Annotated in this window: 15 protein-coding genes and 1 pseudogene; 5 read left to right on the top strand and 11 right to left on the bottom strand. The window is 70.2% G+C overall.

The genetic code is table 11. The features are described from left to right. Positions 1-4 precede the first annotated feature (4 nt). Both AB5J55_RS40325 and AB5J55_RS40320 read right to left on the bottom strand, forming a co-directional pair. Positions 5-727 carry a VOC family protein gene (locus AB5J55_RS40325; protein ID WP_369275386.1) on the bottom strand — a complete coding sequence of 241 codons (723 nt, stop codon included), beginning with the start codon at positions 725-727 and terminating at the stop codon, positions 5-7. A 98-nt stretch (positions 728-825) separates the two neighbouring features. Then, complete coding sequence (locus AB5J55_RS40320; protein ID WP_369275385.1) at positions 826-1,269, bottom strand: hypothetical protein; 444 nt, start codon at positions 1,267-1,269, stop codon at positions 826-828. A 139-nt stretch (positions 1,270-1,408) separates the two neighbouring features. On the opposite strand from AB5J55_RS40320, the gene AB5J55_RS40315 reads away from it, so the two are divergent. Continuing rightward, positions 1,409-1,894, top strand: a complete 486-nt coding sequence (locus AB5J55_RS40315; protein WP_369275384.1) for a cation:proton antiporter regulatory subunit — start codon at positions 1,409-1,411, stop codon at positions 1,892-1,894. A 6-nt stretch (positions 1,895-1,900) separates the two neighbouring features. Next, positions 1,901-3,160: a cation:proton antiporter gene (locus AB5J55_RS40310; RefSeq protein ID WP_369275383.1), complete on the top strand. Its 1,260-nt coding sequence runs from the start codon at positions 1,901-1,903 to the stop codon at positions 3,158-3,160. Between the two features lie 33 nt (positions 3,161-3,193). On the opposite strand, the pseudogene AB5J55_RS40305 reads toward AB5J55_RS40310, so the two are convergent. The 4 genes and pseudogenes from AB5J55_RS40305 to AB5J55_RS40290 form a co-directional block, all read right to left on the bottom strand. Next, a pseudogene (locus tag AB5J55_RS40305) lies at positions 3,194-4,253 on the bottom strand (PucR family transcriptional regulator). A gap of 103 nt (positions 4,254-4,356) precedes the next feature. After that, positions 4,357-5,577 (bottom strand): cation:proton antiporter, encoded by a 1,221-nt coding sequence (locus tag AB5J55_RS40300; protein WP_369275382.1) that lies wholly within the window; start codon positions 5,575-5,577, stop codon positions 4,357-4,359. A 587-nt stretch (positions 5,578-6,164) separates the two neighbouring features. Continuing rightward, positions 6,165-6,452, bottom strand: coding sequence for a DUF3040 domain-containing protein (locus AB5J55_RS40295; protein ID WP_369275381.1), 288 nt, complete (start codon positions 6,450-6,452; stop codon positions 6,165-6,167). Between the two features lie 227 nt (positions 6,453-6,679). Next, the gene (locus AB5J55_RS40290) at positions 6,680-7,789 is read right to left on the bottom strand and encodes an acyltransferase family protein (RefSeq protein WP_369275380.1); all 1,110 of its coding nucleotides are present in this window, start codon (positions 7,787-7,789) and stop codon (positions 6,680-6,682) included. Between the two features lie 183 nt (positions 7,790-7,972). Between AB5J55_RS40290 and AB5J55_RS40285 the strand changes: the two genes are divergently transcribed. Further along, entirely contained in the window at positions 7,973-8,428 is a 456-nt protein-coding gene (locus tag AB5J55_RS40285) for a tellurite resistance TerB family protein (protein WP_369275379.1), read from the top strand. A 91-nt stretch (positions 8,429-8,519) separates the two neighbouring features. Here AB5J55_RS40285 and AB5J55_RS40280 read toward each other — a convergent pair whose 3' ends face one another. From AB5J55_RS40280 to AB5J55_RS40270, 3 genes are all read right to left on the bottom strand, one after another. Next, the gene (locus AB5J55_RS40280; RefSeq protein WP_369275378.1) at positions 8,520-9,878 is read right to left on the bottom strand and encodes an LCP family protein; all 1,359 of its coding nucleotides are present in this window, start codon (positions 9,876-9,878) and stop codon (positions 8,520-8,522) included. Between the two features lie 196 nt (positions 9,879-10,074). Then, complete coding sequence (locus AB5J55_RS40275) at positions 10,075-11,007, bottom strand: M56 family metallopeptidase (protein WP_369275377.1); 933 nt, start codon at positions 11,005-11,007, stop codon at positions 10,075-10,077. Positions 11,008-11,013: 6 nt separating this feature from the next. Further along, positions 11,014-11,424 (bottom strand): BlaI/MecI/CopY family transcriptional regulator, encoded by a 411-nt coding sequence (locus AB5J55_RS40270; protein ID WP_369275376.1) that lies wholly within the window; start codon positions 11,422-11,424, stop codon positions 11,014-11,016. A gap of 156 nt (positions 11,425-11,580) precedes the next feature. Here AB5J55_RS40270 and AB5J55_RS40265 point away from each other — a divergent pair, with 156 nt between their 5' ends. Both AB5J55_RS40265 and AB5J55_RS40260 read left to right on the top strand, forming a co-directional pair. Further along, entirely contained in the window at positions 11,581-12,156 is a 576-nt protein-coding gene (locus tag AB5J55_RS40265) for a TerD family protein (protein WP_369275375.1), read from the top strand. Between the two features lie 90 nt (positions 12,157-12,246). Continuing rightward, positions 12,247-12,471, top strand: a complete 225-nt coding sequence (locus tag AB5J55_RS40260) for a twin-arginine translocase TatA/TatE family subunit (RefSeq protein WP_369275374.1) — start codon at positions 12,247-12,249, stop codon at positions 12,469-12,471. Positions 12,472-12,600: 129 nt separating this feature from the next. On the opposite strand, the gene AB5J55_RS40255 is transcribed toward AB5J55_RS40260, so the two are convergent. Beyond that, positions 12,601-13,242, bottom strand: a complete 642-nt coding sequence (locus AB5J55_RS40255) for a superoxide dismutase (protein ID WP_369275373.1) — start codon at positions 13,240-13,242, stop codon at positions 12,601-12,603. A 72-nt stretch (positions 13,243-13,314) separates the two neighbouring features. Next, on the bottom strand, positions 13,315-14,439 hold the full coding sequence (locus tag AB5J55_RS40250) for a HoxN/HupN/NixA family nickel/cobalt transporter (protein WP_369276433.1): 1,125 nt from the start codon (positions 14,437-14,439) through the stop codon (positions 13,315-13,317). Positions 14,440-14,509 lie beyond the last annotated feature (70 nt).

The following is a 14,509-nucleotide window of genomic DNA, read 5'->3' as shown; positions in this document are numbered from 1 at the left end:
ACGGTCAGCTCCGCAAGCTGATGTCGCGCACCTGGACGGTCAGTCCCTCCGGGCTGGTGATCCGGGCAATGGTCCTGCCCGCCCCGTCGAACCAGGTGCCGACCTCCTGGCCGTGGCGGCGCGCACGGACCAGGACGCTGGGCAAATCCTCGACGCCCACGAGAAGTTCCCACTGCGGTGCGGTGGCGTCGGACACGCCGGCGGCAACGAAGTCGGCGCACGCCGGCGCGGAACCTGTGACCCTGCGGTAGAACTGGCGGGCCTCTTCGGGCTGTTCGCAGGCCAGCACCATGCGATGCGGGGCACCGGTGAGGTGGAGCGGGAAATCCCACCCCGTGAATTGGTTCGCCCGCCAAAGAGAGAAGGCGGCGCCCGCCGGATCGGTCAACGTCGCCAGTCGGCCCTGCTCGCCCGCGTCGAAGGGCGCCACGACAACCTTGGCACCGTGCTCCGCGGCCGCCTCGGTGCAGCGGTCGACGTCGTCGACTGCCAGGTAGTAGGCGACATGGGCGGGCGTTCCCGACGGGTAGACCGGGTTCGTCAGGTCGCTGACCCCTCCGATCGAGTGCCCCTCGACGGTTGTCTTCGTGGCCTTGCGCCAGTCGTCCTCGTCCACTGCGAAGCGCCAGCCCAGCGTCTCCGAGAAGAAGGCGGCTGTGCCGGGCAAGTCGCGGGTCTTCAAGTCCATCCAGCAGAATTCGTTCAGTGAACCCAGGCGGGACGTCATGCCGTGCTCCTTGTCGTCCCGATGCTGGATATCGGACGCCCTGACGGCCTCGCAAGCGGGTTTCGGCAGCGCCGACTTGAGCGGCCGCCGGTCAAGCGTCACACGTCGTGCGGCCCATTGCCGGTGCCCGGCGCCGTGGGGCCGAGGCCACCGGTGAGGCGGCGGTAGGCGGCCCGGGCGTGAAGCAGGCGTGCCAGAGCCGTTCCGACCAGGGCCGCGGCGAGCAGGCAGGTCAGCCAGAAGGTGTCGCGGTGCCCGACCCAGGTGAGGATTCCGGCGGGCGGAATGGCGAAGCCGTTGAGGAACAGCCAGCACAGGAGGGCCGTGCCGGGAGCCGCGGTGAAGCGGGCGCACAGGCCCAGCAGGGCGGCCAGCAGGGACAGTAGGGCCAGGGCGAGCCCGGGTCGGTCGGTGCCCACGAGGGAGTTGAGCAGTGCCACCAGCACCAGCGCCCCGCCGAAGGCCGCGGCCCACACGAGGGGGGTGGCGACGGGCCGGGGAACGGGCCTGGCACCGGAGCTGAGGGACACCCACTCGATCATGCTGACGTTTCCTCCCCGATCTCCCGACCCATTGTTCCAGGCGGCCCTGCGTCACCTGCCCGGCGGTCGGATCCGGGCGCTCGTTAGGGTGTCATTAAAGGTTGTCCAAAGAAACACCAGAACCAGACAGGGGGACGTGGTGGGCGCTCCACGCCTGAGCAGTACGCCGTTGCCGGGGATCGGGGTCCGTTACGACCTCACCACCCGGGAGCAGCGTCGGGTGTCCGTGGTCGCGCACCGGGACGGGTCGCGAACGCTGAACGCGTACCAGCAGGACGATCCGGACGCGTGTGCGCTGTCGGTGCGGATGACATCGGGTGAGGCGGAGGCCCTCATCGACGCGCTCATGCCGGCGCACCACAGCCCGAACCTGCTGTCCACGACCGACCTGGGCCTGGTGGCCGAGCGGGTCGAGCTGTCGGCCACCTCGCACTGGAACGGGCGGGTGCTGGGCGATACCCGGATGCGTACCGAGACCGGTGTGTCCATCGTGGCCGTACTGCGCCGCGCCGAGGCCATCCCCTCGCCGGCACCGGACTTCCGGCTGGCGGGCGGTGACACCCTGATCGTGATCGGCACCCGCGAGGGCGTGGAGGCTGCCGCCGCGATACTCGGGCGGGAGTGAACGGGCGTGCACTCCTCCGCTGTCTTCCTCATAGAGTTCGGCGCGATCATCCTCGGCCTGGGCCTGCTCGGCCGGTTCGCCGCGCGCTTCCAGTTCTCCCCGATACCCCTGTACCTGCTGGCCGGACTCGCCTTCGGTGAAGGCGGGCTGCTCCCGCTCGGCACCAGCGAGGAATTCGTCGCCATCGGCGCCGAGATCGGCGTGATCCTGCTGCTGCTGATGCTCGGCCTCGAGTACACGGCCAGTGATCTGGTCTCCAACCTCAAGACCCAGTACCCGGCCGGCCTCGTCGACGCCGCGCTCAACGCCCTGCCCGGCGCGGCCATGGCGCTGCTGCTGGGCTGGGGCCCGGTGGCCGCCGTGGTCCTGGCCGGTGTCACCTGGATCTCGTCGTCCGGCGTCATCGCCAAGGTCCTCGGGGACCTCGGGCGACTCGGCAACCGCGAAACCCCGGTCATCCTCAGCATCCTGGTCCTCGAAGACCTCTCCATGGCCGTGTACCTGCCGATCATCACCGCGCTGCTCGCGGGGGCCGGACTCGCGGCGGGCAGCGTCACCCTCGCCATCGCGCTCGGCGTCGCCGGGCTCGTGCTCCTGCTCGCGGTGCGCTACGGGCGCCACATCTCCCGCTTCGTCTCCAGCGACGACCCCGAGAAACTGCTCCTGGTCGTCCTCGGCCTGACCCTGCTGGTCGCGGGCATCGCCCAGCAACTCCAAGTGTCCGCGGCGGTCGGTGCGTTCCTGGTCGGCATCGCGCTGTCCGGCGAGGTCGCCGAAGGCGCGCACAATCTCCTGGCCCCTCTCCGGGATCTGTTCGCCGCGGTGTTCTTCGTCTTCTTCGGCCTGCACACCGACCCCGCGAGCATCCCGCCGGTGCTGCTGCCCGCGCTGGCCCTGGCCGTGGTCACCGCCCTCACGAAGATCGCCACCGGCTACTGGGCGGCCAAGCGCGCCGGTATCTCCGCCAAGGGCCGCTGGCGCGCGGGCGGAACGCTCGTGGCGCGGGGCGAGTTCTCCATCGTCATCGCCGGACTCGCCGTCACCGCGGGCATCGAGCCGTCCCTCGGCCCGCTGGCCACCGCCTACGTCCTCATCCTGGTCATCCTCGGCCCGCTCACCGCCCGCTTCACCGAACCGGTGGCCATGCGTCTGACGGCCCGTCTGGGCAAGCCCGCGCCGACGGCGCACGCACCGGCCGCGAGAGAGACTTCGCCTGCGGCGCCGCTCGAATCGGTGGACGATCAGGACACCGTCGGCCGGTCGTGAGCGATCGCAGCCATCAGGGCTGAACCCCGGAGCTCACAGAGGTCTGTTCGGCCAGTCCAGGAGGCGGGCGCCGATGACCGCCGTCAGCAGGGCGTAGCGGTTGGGGGGGATCGGTGGGGTCGCTGCCGGTCAGGGTGCGGATGCGGGCCAGCCGGTACGTCAGCGCGCGCACACTGAGCGACAGGTGCCGGGCCGCGGCGGCTGCCACGCAGCCGCTGTCGAAGTACGCGGTGAGCGTGTCGAGCGACGGCTGCGCGCCGCCGCGCGCCTGCTCCAGCGGGACCAGGGTGTTGTGGACCAGGTCGACCAGGGCCTGCCGGTCGCGGGCCAGTACGGGGAAGACGAGCAGGTCGGCAGCCCGGAGGAGGGGGTCGTCGAGGCCCATGCGCCGGGCCACGTCCAGGGCGTTGAGGGCCTCTTCATAGCTGTGGCCGATACCGACCGCGCCCTGCCGGGGCCGGCCCACGGCGACCTGGCCGAAGCCGGTGGCGGCGTGCGCGAGCCGGGCGAAGTGGGTGAGGACACCGTCCTGATCGCCGCCGGCGACGCACACCATTCGGCCGTCCTTCGTGGTGAACAGAATGCGCCGGTTCTCGAAGCGTGCGAACAGCTCCCCCGCCACCTGGCGGGCTACCGGGTCGGTCTCGTCGTACTTGTGCGGCCCCTCGGCCACGGCGACTGCGTGGGCACGGGACAGCCGCAGCCCGAACCGTTCGCAGCGGGCGGCGAGATGACCCGGATCGCCACGCCCGTGGAGCAGGTCGTCGATGAACTCGCGGCGGGCGGCCTCTTCCTTGCGGATGACCAGCCGCTGCGCGCGTTCGTATCCGTCGGCGAAGGCGTCCACTGCCTGCTCGATGACGGCGAGGACGCTGTCGGGGTCGGCCTGGACGGGCCGGTTGCGGCTGCCGGCCGCGAGATGGGCGCGCACCAGGGCACGCCAGCCGTGCCCTGCTTCGGCTGCCCTGGCGCCGAGGGCCCTGCGGGACTCGACCTCGTCGCGGGTCTGACGGCGGCCCGTGCCGGCGGCGTCCGCAAGGATCCGCTCGAAGCCTTCGAGGAACACGTCGGTGGCGCACTCCGTCGTCGTCACGTTCTCCCCCTTCGTCGGCGGCAGTTGTCGTCGGCCGGCGGCGCCGGGCGCGGGCGGCGGCGATCCGGCCGACGTCGCGCCCACGCGTGCCGGGCTGTGCGGCTCAGCCGTTCGCATGCGCGGCCTGGGCCACCGGTTCGGCCGGCGTCGTCGCGGCCGGCGTCCCGCGCGGTGAGCGGCGAGGGAGGCGGCGGGTCAAGGGCTCGGTCCAGCGGGCGGCGAGGGGTCCGAGTACGACCAGGATCAGGACGTAGGCGGTGGCCAGCGGGCCGATGCGCGGTTCGACGCCGACGGTGAGTCCGGCGATGACGATGGAGAACTCGCCCCGCGCCACCAGGGTTCCGCCTGCCCGCCAGCGTCCCTTGCGTGAGATGCCGGCTCGGCGGGCGGCCCAGTAGCCGGTGGCGATCTTCGTGAGGGCGGTGACGGCGGCCAGGGCGAGGGCGGGTACCAGTACGGGCGGGATGTCCGCGGGGTCGGTGTGCAGGCCGAAGAAGACGAAGAACACCGCGGCGAACAGGTCCCGCAGTGGGGTGAGGAGGTTGCCGGCCCCTTCGGCGACCTCGCCGGACAGCGCGATGCCGACCAGGAACGCACCGACCGCCGCCGACACCTGGAGTTGCTGGGCGATGCCCGCGACCAGCAGAGTGAGGCCGAACACGACCAACAGCAGCATCTCCGCGCTGTCCGAGGAGACCGCTCGACTGACGAGGCGGCCGTGGCGCAGCGCCACGTACAGCACCGCGCCGACCGTGCCCAGGGCGATCAGCAGGGTCAGGGCGCCGCCCGCGAGGCTCACCCCGGCCAACAGGGCGGTGAGGATGGGCAGGTAGACGGCCATGGAGAGGTCTTCGAGGACCAGCACGCCGAGTACGACCGGAGTTTCGCGGTTGCCGAGTCGGCGCAGATCCCCGAGGACCTTGGCGATGACGCCGGACGAGGAGATCCAGGTGACACCGGCGAGGGCGACTGCGGCGACCGGACCCCAGCCCAGCAGCAGGGCCATCGCGGCGCCGGGGGCGGCGTTCAGGACGAAGTCGACCGCGCCGGAGGGGTATTGGGTCTTGAGGGTGTCGACGAGTTCGGAGGCGCTGTACTCGAGACCGAGCAGGAGCAGCAGCAGGATGACGCCGATCTCGGCGCCGGTGGCGACGAACTCCTCGCTGGCCTGAAGAGGGAGGATGCCGCCGTGGCCGAAGGCGAGTCCGGCGAGCAGATACAGGGGTATGGGCGAGAAGCCCACCCGGCCGGCGAGGCGGCCCAGCAGCCCCAGGGCGAGGATGATCGCGCCGAGTTCGATGAGCATGGCTGTGGTGTTGTGCACGGGCGTCTGACCTCCGTGATCGGTTCGGTGGCGGCGTCTGTGCCAGGTGCGGGTGCCGGCGGCCGGAGTTCAGCTCCGGGAGTGCCTGGGTGCGGTCGCGGGTGCGGGCAACCGCTCGGGCCGGTCGGCTCGGGGGGAGACGGTGCTGAGGTTCGTGCGCGCGAGCCGAGTGAGCGGCTGCGCGCATGGCGAGGTGGGCTGGCGTCCTTGCGGCGGGCCCGGACGGGCCCTGCTGTGGTCCCGGCCCGCGATGTGACGTGTCACGGGCCGTACCGTGGCCGGTCAGCCTCGTCGGGCGCGATGCGCGTCAGCGCGCGGATCGGCCCTTCAGGCCGACGGCGCTGTCGGTATCAGGAACGCCGTCGCGGGCGGCGTTCTCGACGCGTGCGGGGATCCCGACGCGCGCACGGATGACTGGACCCATGTCACGCCCCCCATCACGTCGGCCGGAATCGGCAATGACCACCAACGACTGAGCAACCCCTCGCTCAACGGAGCATAAGGGCTCGGTAAAGGATTCTAGCGCATGCCAAATTCCGATGATCATACGGAAGTTGTCGTATCTGCGGCCTCGCCGGTCCGGCGCGTCAGCGACTCGGTGGGCAGCGGCGCCCTGTTCGCGGGCGATGCGGATCGAAGAGCTGCCCGGCGATGCCGGTGAGCACCAGACCGGCGGCGATGAGCAGCCCGTCGGCCACGACGATTCCGGTGACCAGTACGGCGACCGCGCCCGTCAGCATCCACCAGGCGCCGGTGCGGCGGTACTCGCGGGGCCGGGTGGGCCGTCCGGCACCCAGCGCCCGGGCGAAGCGGGGGTCATCACGCGCGAATCGCGCTTCGAGCTCGCCCAGACCCTCGTCGTCGGACTGAGGCATGGCTCCCCCTTCCCCGTTGCCCGACATCCGGACCAGCTCGGCGCCGCGAACGGCCCGCTCCGGCATCCCTCCCGGTCGCTCCCGCCGTCAGGCCCAACTCCCATCCTTCCTGGGGGCGTACCTGCACAAACGCCTGGCGACGGACCTGCACGAACACTGCCGACAACATCCGTGCCGCGCGCACGGACTCTGGTGAGCAAAGGCCGTCAGGCCGGCTCCGGCCGCAGTCAGTTCGGACAGCGGGCGGGCCGGGCCGCGGGCGCCGGCGGTGCCAGTGGTTCCGTCCCACGGCGGAAGACTCGCTGGACCGCGGGGGCGCAGAGCACGGACATGACCGCGACCGCGATCAGTGTGACGGTGATCTCACCCACGGGTTGCCGGATCCAGGCGTGGTCGTACCAGCCGAAGTACTTGGCCGCCTGGGCCACGAACCCGTGCAGCAGGAAGCCGGACAGCGTGCCGGCACCCAGCATCGTGAACCAGGTCCGGCGCCCGGGCACACAGGCGAGGAAGGCGGCGACCAGAACCACCGAGCAGCCGAAGGTGGCCAACGCCATCAAGGGGCCGTACCAGGCGGGTGCGGAGAGCTCCTGGGCGCTCTCGCTGTGGAAGAACCAGCCGTAGTCCATCCGCGAGACGGCCCAGTACGCCACCACGAGGGCGCAGCCGAGGACCGGCAGGGCGAGGGTGCGCGCCTCACGGCGGCGGACCAGGAGGAAGTGCCCCGGCTTCAGTTGCAGGCCGAGCACGAAGTACGGCAGGAACTGCAGGACACGCTGGAGGCCGAGGTCGCTGTCGATCGAGGGCGAGAGGGTGGCCAGCATGGCCACGCCGAGAGCGAGCGGCAGCGGCCACCGCACCAGCCGCCAGATCGGAGCCGTCAGCCGCCAGACGAACAGGGCCGCCAGGAACCAGGTCAGGTACAGCGGGTCCAGCAGGCTGATCGGCCGGTCGGGATCCTGGCTGGTCCATCGCGTGAAGAGGGTGTACGCCACCTCGAAGACCGCATATGGGACCACCACACCGGTCAGCAGCCGCCCGACCTTGCGCGGTTCCGCCTCGAAACCGCGCGAGAAGTAGCCCGAGATCACCGCGAACACCGGCATGTGGAAGGCGTACACGAGCATGTACAGCGCGGTGACGGTCCGGCTGCCCTCCCGCAGCGGCTCCCATGCGTGACCTGCCGCCACCAGGAGGATCGCCAGGTACTTGGCGTTGTCGAGGAAGGGATCCCGCGGCTCGGCCCGTCTCTCCGCCACCCCCGCGGACGGCAGCGGTGGCCGCCGTCGCTCCGGTGCGAGTGTGACAGCGGGTGCGGGTGTGGCGTCAGCGGACATCGCCAGCACCCTAAGCACATTTCCCTGCGCCGGTTCAAGCACACCGTGTGCTGACGCACACGTATGAGCCAGAGGGCTGCCACTCCGGCCCCGCCGGGAACTGCTAACTTCTACATTACTGTAGAAGAAGCGACGCCCGCTTGGGCGGCCGCAAAGCAGCCCCGTACCCCGTTTGGAGTTCTCATGGCCCTGTGGGACCGCATCAAGGAGTCCGCATCGACGATGCAGACCCAGTTGGTGGCGAAGAAGAACGACCTCAGGAGTGGCGCCTTCCGCGACGCGAGCATGGCGATGTGTGCGCTCGTGGCCGCCGCCGACGGCACCGTCGATCCCTCCGAGCGGCAGCGGGTGGCCCAACTGATCGCCACCAACGAGGTGTTGCAGAACTTCCCCGCCGAGGAACTGCGCCGGCGCTTCGAGGAGAACCTGAACCGGCTCACCACCGACTTCGACTTCGGCAAGGTGAGCGTCATGCAGGAGATCGCCAAGGCGAGGAAAAAGCCCGCCGAGGCGCGCGCCGTCATCCAGATCGGCATCGTCATCGGCGGCGCCGACGGCGACTTCGACAAGGACGAGCAGGCCGTGGTGCGGGAGGCGTGCTACGCGCTCGACCTGCCGCCGCACGAGTTCGACCTCTGAGCGTTCGGCTCGCCGCCCTCGGGCGGACGCTGTCCGCCGCCGGGGCGGGCGGCGTCCGCCCAATCGGCTCCGTCCGCCCCGGCGCTGCGGGTCAGCGGATGTCGTCGACGTCGAGGTCCTTGCCGACGACCAGGGTGACCGCCCCTGCCCCCGCGGCCGAGTCCGGCGTGGCCCGCACCCCTGGCAGCCGGGCGGCGAGCGCCTTGGCCTGCTTCTCCAGGCCCGCCGGGTAGGTGACCTTCGTGGTGCCGCTGTTCTGAGGGGCGTTGCCCGTGCCCGCGACCGTGAGGCCGGCAGCGCGCAGCTTCTCCGCGACGGTGCCGGCCAGCCCCGAGACGCCCGTGCCGTTGAGAACCTGGACGCGCACGGAAGAGGCGTAGACGGGGTTCTTCGTGTCCGCCTCCAGGCGCTTCTTGTCGACCTCCCTGTCCCTGGCGAGGGAGGTGAACAGCTCGGTGGCCTGCGGGTACTGCCAGACGACGTTGGCCTTGTCGGAGGCCACATCCGCCTCGCGCGGGTAGTTGGGGACCGTGAGGAAGGTCAGCCGGTCGCTCGGGATTCCCTTGAGTTCCGACGCGAGGCCGTACAGCGGCTTGATGCCGGCGAGATCGGGGTCCGTGGTCAGGGACTTGGTGGCCGACTGCAGGAAGCCGTAGAGCGCCTTCGGGCTGGTCAGTTTGGCCTGCGCCTTCTCGGCGAGGGCATCCATGAACTCCTGCTGGCGCCCGATGCGCCCGATGTCGGAGCCGTCGCCGACTCCGTAGCGGACGCGCACATAGCCGAGCGCCTTCTCGCCCCCGACCGTCTGGCAGCCGGGCTCCATGTCCAGTCGGGCCTTCTTGGAGTGGATGGCCTGCTCGGGGCAGACCTCGATGCCGTCCAGGGCGTCGACCATGCCCTTGAAGCCCTGGAAGTCGACGGACATGAAGTGGTCTATGCGCAGGCCCGTGTTGGCCTCGACCGTCTTGATGGAGCAGGCGGCCGCCCCGGCGACCTCGCCGCTGGTGCCACCGAGCGCGAACGCCTCGTTGATCTTGTAGTGGTGCGGCGCGGAAGTGCTGCCGTCGCCCTTGTCGCAGGCCGGTACCTCCACCCAGGAGTCACGGGGGAACGACACCACCGTGGCCCATTTCCGGTTCGCGGGGACGTGCAGCACCATCAGCGTGTCCGACTGCATGGTGGTCAGGTCCTTGCCGTACTCGGCGTTGGCGCCGTCGCGGCTGTCGGAGCCGACGACCAGGATGTTCTTCGACCCCGGGCTGAGGTTCTCGGGCCGGTCGCCGCCGATCTTGTCGTCGACGTCGGCGGACTTGATGTTGTCGTTGAGGTCCTGGTAGACCCAGGCACCCACCCCGGCGACTCCGAGGACGACGGCCGACGCCGCCCCCACCCCCCACGCCAGGATCCTCCCCCGCCGCGTCAACCGGGTCTTCCCCTCGCCGCCCGGCATGCGTCGGCGTTTCCCCGTCCCCGTCACTGCGCCCCCTCAATAGATGAATGGCCGAAGCCCGAACCCCTCACCCCCAACAGACGACGATCTTCGCAACTTCCGTTGCCTGGATCGCGCGAACCGGCAAAATTCCCGTGCCGGCGCCCTCGACTCTCGGCCGACCGGGAAACCCAACGCCCGCTCGGGAAGCCTCCGTTCAGAGAGGCGTCGCCGCGCGCAGGATGAGGACCATCGTCACCGCCGAGTTCGCGGACGACATCGCCGAGACGGCCGTCCCCGCGGCCGCGCACCAGGCCGCCAGGCCCACCGAGGTGAACAGCGACGGCCAACGACGGCCCTGCGGAGCGGGCCCGAGCAGCGCGGCCACCCGGCGCGGCACCGGCCCCGCGGCCGCGAAGCCTGCCAGCGTCACGACCGGAGCGCCCCGGGACACCAGCGCCGCCTTGCCGATCGCGCTCGCCACCGCCCGGCGGCTGCCGACCGCCCGGGCGGCCTCCTCGTCCGCCCAGCGTTCCGCGGTGTACGACACCGCTGTGCGCAGCGGGCGCAGGAACGGGTTGGCCCGCGCGGCCAGTTGGACGGCTAGCAGGAGACGGTGGTGCCGCGCGGTCAGATGGGCCCGTTCGTGAGCGAAGAGCGCCCGGCGTTCGGCGGGTTCGAGGCAGTCCAGCAGCCCCGTGGTCACCACCACCCGGTCCCGCCGGCCACCCGGCAGGGCGTACGCATACGGCACCCCGTCGGGAAGTACGACCACACCCGTGCCCGGCAGGCCGGCGAGCGCCCGGTGGGCGTGGCGGCGCACCCGGCCGTGCCGCCACAGTGTCCGCCCGCAGGCCACGACCACCGCGCACAGCGCCGGAATGGCTGCCTTGCCGACGATCTCGTCGTACGGCACCGCCGCCCGCACCTCGGGGTCCGACCAGCCGTCGGGCAGCGGGTTGCCGGGCAGTTGGGCGGTGCCGACCACCATCGCCAGGCCCAGGCACACCGTGCTGCACACCGCCATCACGGCGGCGACAGCGGTGAGCAGCCTTGTCGCGGTGCGGGGATGCAGATGCTGCTCGGCGAGGCGTGCGATCGGCCATGCGGTGAGCGGCAGGACGAGCGGCAGAAAGACGAAGACCCCCATGAGGTGTCAGTTGCCCCCTTCGCTCCGGGACCCGCCCGGTTCGCTCCCCGGCTGCCCCAGCAGTTCACGCAGCAGCCGCTCGTCGTCCGGCCCCAGGCCCGTGACGAAGCTGGCGAGCACGGCCCCGCGGTCGCTCTCGGCGTCCAGCACCCTGCGCATCCTGTGCGCCGCGAGGCCCGCCTCGTCCGAGGCCGACGTCCACGCGAAGGAGCGGCCCGCACGCTCCCGGGTCACCGCGCCCTTGGCCAGCAGACGGGTCAGGATCGTGATCACCGTCGTGTAGGCGAGGTCCCCGCCGAGCCGTTCCTGGACCCAGCCGGCCGTCGCCGGACCGTCCGCCTCCCGCAGCGCCGACAGGACCAGCGCCTCCAGCTCGCCCTGTCCCCGGCGCCGGGAACGCTGCCGGTCATCCGCCATGCCCTGTCTCCCTTCCGCTGACCTGCACGTCATGTGCGATACATCGAGCGGTACATCGTAAGGAAGGCAGAGGCGGCCTTCCATTCCTTCTACAGTGATGTAGATTTCAGAGGACCGCAATCAGCGCAGCCACCTCACGCGAAGGGGAGAGGATCAGTGGGAGTTTCCCTGTCCAAGGGCGGCAACGTCTCGCTCAGCAAGGAGGCACCGGGCCTGACCGCCGTCCTGGTCGGACTGGGCTGGGACGTGCGCACGACCACCGGCACCGACTACGACCTCGACGCCTCCGCGCTGCTGCTCAACGCCTCCGGCAAGGTCCTGTCCGACCGGCACTTCGTCTTCTACAACAACCTCACCAGCCCGGACGGTTCCGTGGAGCACACCGGTGACAACCTCACCGGCGAGGGCGAGGGCGACGACGAGTCCGTCAAGGTAGATCTGGCGGCCGTGCCCACCGACGTCGACCGGATCGTGTTCCCGGTCTCCATCCACGACGCCGAGAACCGCGGCCAGAGCTTCGGCCAGGTCCGCAACGCCTTCATCCGCATCGTCAACCAGGCCGGCGGCGCCGAGATCGCCCGCTACGACCTGTCCGAGGACGCCTCGACCGAGACGGCCATGGTCTTCGGCGAGTTGTACCGCCACGGCGCCGACTGGAAGTTCCGAGCCGTCGGACAGGGTTACGCCTCCGGGCTCGCCGGGATCGCCGCCGACTTCGGTGTCGACGTCTGACAGCAGGCCCCACTCGGCCGTGGGACGCTGGTCCCCCCGGCTCCGCCTGCGGCAACACCTCTCCCAGCTCACCAGAAGGACGGGACCCACATGTTCGGACTGAGCGAACTCGCGATCATCCTCCTCGTCGTCATCGCCGTCCTGTGCGCGAAGAAGCTTCCCGAACTCGCCCGTTCGGCGGGCAAGTCGGCGCGCATCCTGAAGTCCGAGGCCAGGGCGATGAAGGACGAGGACGCTCCCGGGGAGCCCCGGGTGATTCGGGGGGAGACGGTCGCGCCGGAGGGACCGAGGCCCCAGAGTTCGGGTGCGCAGTAGGGCGCAGCGGCGCAACGTCGCGAAAGGGCTCCCACAAGTCACGTCCTTGTGGGAGCCCTTCGTCGTGCTGCCTGCCGGTGAAGGTTGAGAAGACGATCACGAGCAGTACATCCGTGGCGCGCTACGGCGTCACGGCGCCAGAAGCAGGCTGTTGCCACGCTCCTTGGCGGCGGCGTAACGCTTGGCAACGTCCTGCCAGTTGACGACCTGCCACATGGCCTCGATGAAGTCCACCTTCTGGTTCCGGTACTGCAGGTAGAAGGCGTGCTCCCAGGCGTCGAACACCAGGATCGGCGTCGAGCCCTGGCCGACGTTGCCCTGGTGGTCGTAGACCTGCTCGACGATGAGGCGGCCACTGAGCGGCTCGTAGGCGAGTACGCCCCAGCCGGAACCCTGGGTCGTGGCCGATGCCTTGGACAGCTGGGCCTTGAAGTTCGCGAAGGAGCCGAAGGACTCGGCGATGGCGTCGGCGAGTTCGCCCACGCCGTCCTTCTCCAGCGGCTCGCCGCCGCCCTCGCCCGTCATGTTGTGCCAGTAGATCGAGTGCAGGATGTGGCCGGAGAGGTGGAAGGCCAGATTCTTCTCCAGGCCGTTGATGGAACCCCACGACTCCTTGTCCCGCGCTTCGGCAAGCTGCTCCAGCGTGTCGTTCGCGCCCTTCACGTACGCCGCGTGGTGCTTGTCGTGGTGCAGCTCGATGATCTCGGGGCTGATGACCGGGGCGAGCGACGCGTAGTCGTACGGAAGCTCCGGGAGCGTGTAAACCGCCATGTCCAACGTCCTCCGACATTATTGCGAATGATATGCAGCTGCACGTTAACAGTAAGAGCGACAGCTTTTCGATCAGGCATTGGACCTAGGACCTGCGCCGTGTCGCAGCGCGGCACCACTGCTCGCCGAGCCCTGTCCGGCAGGCCGGGCCAGACCCGCCGTCCACTTCTCCTCGATGCGGCCGACCTTCCAGACCAGCAGGGCCAACGCCCAGGTGGCGACGAACAGGCCGACGACGACGTAGCCGATGATGTCCAGGTCGAGGCCGGAGACCCACTCCCAGAACGGGCCGTGCAGGTCCGCCTTCTCGGCGATCAGGCCCAGCAGTTCGACGGTGCCGATGATGAGGGCGACGGCGACCGACAGGCCCGTGACGGTGAGGTTGTAGAAGACCTTGCGGACCGGCTTGGAGAACGCCCAGCCGTAGGCGAAGTTCATGAACGAGCCGTCGATGGTGTCGAGCAGCGACATGCCGGCCGCGAACAGGAGCGGCAGGCACAGGATCGCGTACCAGGGCAGCCCCGATGCCGCGCCCGAGCCGGCGAGGACGAGGAGCGCGATCTCGGTCGCGGTGTCGAAGCCGAGACCGAAGAGCATGCCCAGGGGGTACATCTGCCAGGCCTTGGTGATCGACTTCATCAGACGGCCGAGGAGGCGGTTCATGAAACCCCGGTTGTTGAGCTGCTCTTCGAGGGCGGCCTCGTCGAAGTGGCCGGTGCGCATCTGCCGGAAGACCTGCCAGATGCCGGCCATGATCACGATGTTGATGATCGCGATGAGGTAGAGGAACGCCCCCGGGACCGTCGCACCGATCCAGCCCGTCACGCTGTGCAGTGCGGAGTCGTCGTTCTGCACCGGGTCGGCCAACGCCTTGACGCCCAGGGAGAGCAGGAAGGCGAGGGCGAAGACGATCGAGGCATGGCCGAGGGAGAACCAGAAGCCGACCGACAGCGGGCGCTGGCCCTCGCTCATCAGCTTGCGGGTGGTGTTGTCGATGGCGGCGATGTGGTCGGCGTCGAAGGCGTGCCGCATGCCGAGGCTGTAGGCAGTGACGCCGATGCCGATGCCGAAGGTCCTGCTGCCCAGGCTGTAGTGCTCGGGGGCGACGATCACCACGAGGGTGAACCAGCCGATGACGTGCAGCGCCAGGATGAACGCGGCCATTCCGCCGAGGCTCGCCCACTCCTTGCGGGTCATGGACGTACGGATGCGGTGCCACGAGGAAGTCATGGAGCGGGGGCCTCACTGCTGGTCCGATGGCTGTTCT

The sequence above is a fragment of the Streptomyces sp. R11 genome (assembly GCF_041051905.1).
In the GTDB taxonomy this organism is placed as follows: domain Bacteria; phylum Actinomycetota; class Actinomycetes; order Streptomycetales; family Streptomycetaceae; genus Streptomyces.
Note: the sequence above shows the minus strand (reverse complement) of the source record. Positions and strands in the feature narration are given on the sequence as shown.